The organism is Brunnivagina elsteri CCALA 953, assembly GCF_002289455.1.
Classification (GTDB): domain Bacteria; phylum Cyanobacteriota; class Cyanobacteriia; order Cyanobacteriales; family Nostocaceae; genus Brunnivagina; species Brunnivagina elsteri.
In genome coordinates, this window is record NZ_NTFS01000588.1 from 1 (window position 1) to 2,915 (window position 2,915).

At 33.1% G+C, this 2,915-nt stretch carries 3 protein-coding genes; all 3 read right to left on the bottom strand.

What is annotated here, in order from left to right:
* Positions 1–150: 150 nt before the first annotated feature.
* Positions 151–1,467 (bottom strand): proton extrusion protein PcxA, encoded by a 1,317-nt coding sequence (locus tag CK510_RS28725; RefSeq protein ID WP_095724883.1) that lies wholly within the window; start codon positions 1,465–1,467, stop codon positions 151–153.
* A 371-nt stretch (positions 1,468–1,838) separates the two neighbouring features.
* Positions 1,839–2,522 (bottom strand): carbonic anhydrase, encoded by a 684-nt coding sequence (locus CK510_RS28730; RefSeq protein WP_095724884.1) that lies wholly within the window; start codon positions 2,520–2,522, stop codon positions 1,839–1,841.
* Between the two features lie 142 nt (positions 2,523–2,664).
* A partial coding sequence (locus CK510_RS28735) for a P-II family nitrogen regulator (protein WP_095724885.1) occupies positions 2,665–2,915 on the bottom strand: 251 nt, incomplete at its 5' end.

The following is a 2,915-nucleotide window of genomic DNA, read 5'->3' on the forward strand; positions in this document are numbered from 1 at the left end:
TAAAAATTATTAATTATCTACTGACACGATATCTCACGTCTCTATATTCAATATTAAGCTAAAAAGCACCTAAATCATATATTAGTGCGGGCATCCCTACCCCACAAAAATTATAATAATTTAGATTATATGATTTAAATGCATAACAGCTTACTCGTTCATCTCTTTTAAAGTTGCCAAAGCTGAAGGTGACAAACGACTCAGATATCGGAAAATCCAGTATTTAGATATGGTATCTAACACAACTGGAAATGTCGCGATAAATAGGGATATTGCGCTGCGGTTTGGAGGTAAACCTAAATGTTCTGCGACTCCTTCTAAAATTACTTCCCAACCATGTGGTGAGTGGAACCCAACAAAAATATCAGTGAATAAAATAATCAAAAAGGCTTTGGCACTATCACTTAAACCGTAGACAACTTCATCCATAAATGACTTTAAAATTTCTATTTCTCGCTTGCTAGTAACAACTACAATAGCAAAGGCAATTAGCGAGAATATATCGGCGAAAACATTACTAATTGCATTGGTACTTTTCGCTCTAAATACTTCATAAATTTCAATAGCTTTTTCTTTAACTTTCTCCTCTATCTTCTCTGGTGATAGAGTTGGTGCTTTCAAAATTAAACTTTCAAACTTAAGTTCTCCCTCATATATTTTCAGTTCTTCTAATGCTTCATCTTCCATCTCTGTATTCATAAAAATATGTGGAGTATTTTCTCCCCGTACTCGTTCAACTACAGGAGTAATTAATAATTGTTTAGCTAATTGATGGGTTAGCAAAGGTATCAGGATTAGCATTAAGATAAATTTGATGGAAGCTTGAGTTCGCTTTTTAGAAGTTCTAAATTTTTCTACAAATTGTTCTTCTGCTTGTGGAGAAAAATCGGAGCGAATTCGATTAATTGTTCTGCCGATTGACCTTGGTAAAATACCTGTTTTTTTCGACATTGAGTTAGGTCGTGCTGGCTGAAAATCGGAGTTTGTTTTTATTGCTTGATTTCTTGTTATTTCCGGGACAATTTGCGCGGTTATAGTTATATTTGTGCTTGTGTCAGAAACAGTTATTTCATCTTCTGGGAGATATTTGGCAGTTACATCGTCAATAAATTTTAGTTTTTCTAATAATTCTTGATTAGATGTATTTATTAAGGGAAAACTTAATCGGTATTCTGCAAGTCTAATTTTTATAATCTTTAAGTTAGTATTTAAGGATGCTTGCCAGTAAATTATTATACTTGATGAATAATTAGGAAGCTCAGGAGATATAGACTCAGGAGCGATTTTATTGCCATTGAAATGTTCATTTTCAATCTCTCGAATGGTTTCTGCGGCTTTATATGCTTGTGCGATCGCACGTTCGGGAGTATTCGTAAACCAGTTGTAAGTAGAACGCCAAAAATTGACTATTTTATAACGAATTGAATTTGTATCTTTTGGTAATGATGATGGTTCTAACTTAGTCATGAGTATATTGCTGATTTTCTGACTCTTGATTTTATTAATTTTAATGTATAAGAATTTGATTTTTAAAAATGAAAGCTTAAAAAATAAAAATACAGATTAATGGGTAATTTTTATTAATGTTACCCATTAGTCTTGAATTAAGTGAAAATAGAGGAGAGTTTATTTAAGGTCAGAATTTGCTCAACAAATATATTTTAACAGCTAGTACAGTTCGGCAGAAATAAAGATACCATTAAAAATGGCTGGAAAGCTCATAGAATGTTCTTTGTTTCTTTTACCTTGTTGTACTAACACAGTCAGAGATTGATTTTGGATGTAATAATACTTAACTGTTTTTAGATTTTGACTTAATTAGCTTGCAAATAATATAATTATCTCAGTGAATCTGAATGTGCAGCAATAAGTGGGTTTGGTACGGGGAAAGGACGATTTTCTAAAAGCTTAAATTGTCCGTTAGCAGCATCATAAGCAAAAACCTCACCAGTTTCTATTTCATAAATCCAAGCGTGGAGATTTAGCTTACCTGCATGAAGCTTAGAACGAATTACAGGATGAGTCTCAAGATTTTCTATTTGCGTTAACACATTTTGCTCAATTGCTATTTTCAACAACTTCTCATGGGAATAACCAGGATAATTATCCATTACTAAACGTCGAGTCGATTCCGCATTATTTTTTAACCAGTCGTATACCAAAGGCATTTGTTGAGCCAAATTACCTATTTGTAATAATCCTCTCATTGCACCACAATGTGAGTGACCGCAAATTACTATATCTCTAATACCTAATCCATGTACTGCATATTCTACCGCTGCTGCTTCAGCGCTTGGGGAAGCTCCATGTGCGGGAATAATATTACCTACATTACGGATAACAAATAATTCACCTGGTTGACTCTGGGTAATTAAGCAAGGGTCGATTCTGGAGTCGGAAGATGTAACAAATAATACTTCTGGTGATTGTCCTTGAGATAATTGTTCAAACATTTCTCGATGAGAAATGAAATAATTATCGTGAAATTCATTTAACCCTTCAATCATTCGCTTTATAGGCACAAAGTAATCCTTATAATTGAGAAAACGTTCAATCTATAACTTGATCTTCAAAAAGATACTGTACATTCCGGTAATATTCGCTAATATACTCCTCAGCTTTTGTATAGATAGATACTTTTTTCAAGATACTTTTCAGCCTAATTTAATGTGCAACCCATTTAGCATCAGAAACAATACATATTCCTCCATATTTTTTCAAAATAGGTGTAATCGCTTTTACTACCTCTTCCTCTTTTTCTTGATGACAAACGCTCAAAATATAAACATTAGTCAATGCTTCTGTTGGTAAATCATTAATTACTATACCTCTATCACCTGAACCAGTTACATCTTTAATGACGCTGTAACCTGAAATTCCCGCTTTATCCAAAAGATTAGTAACTTGTTGTAATT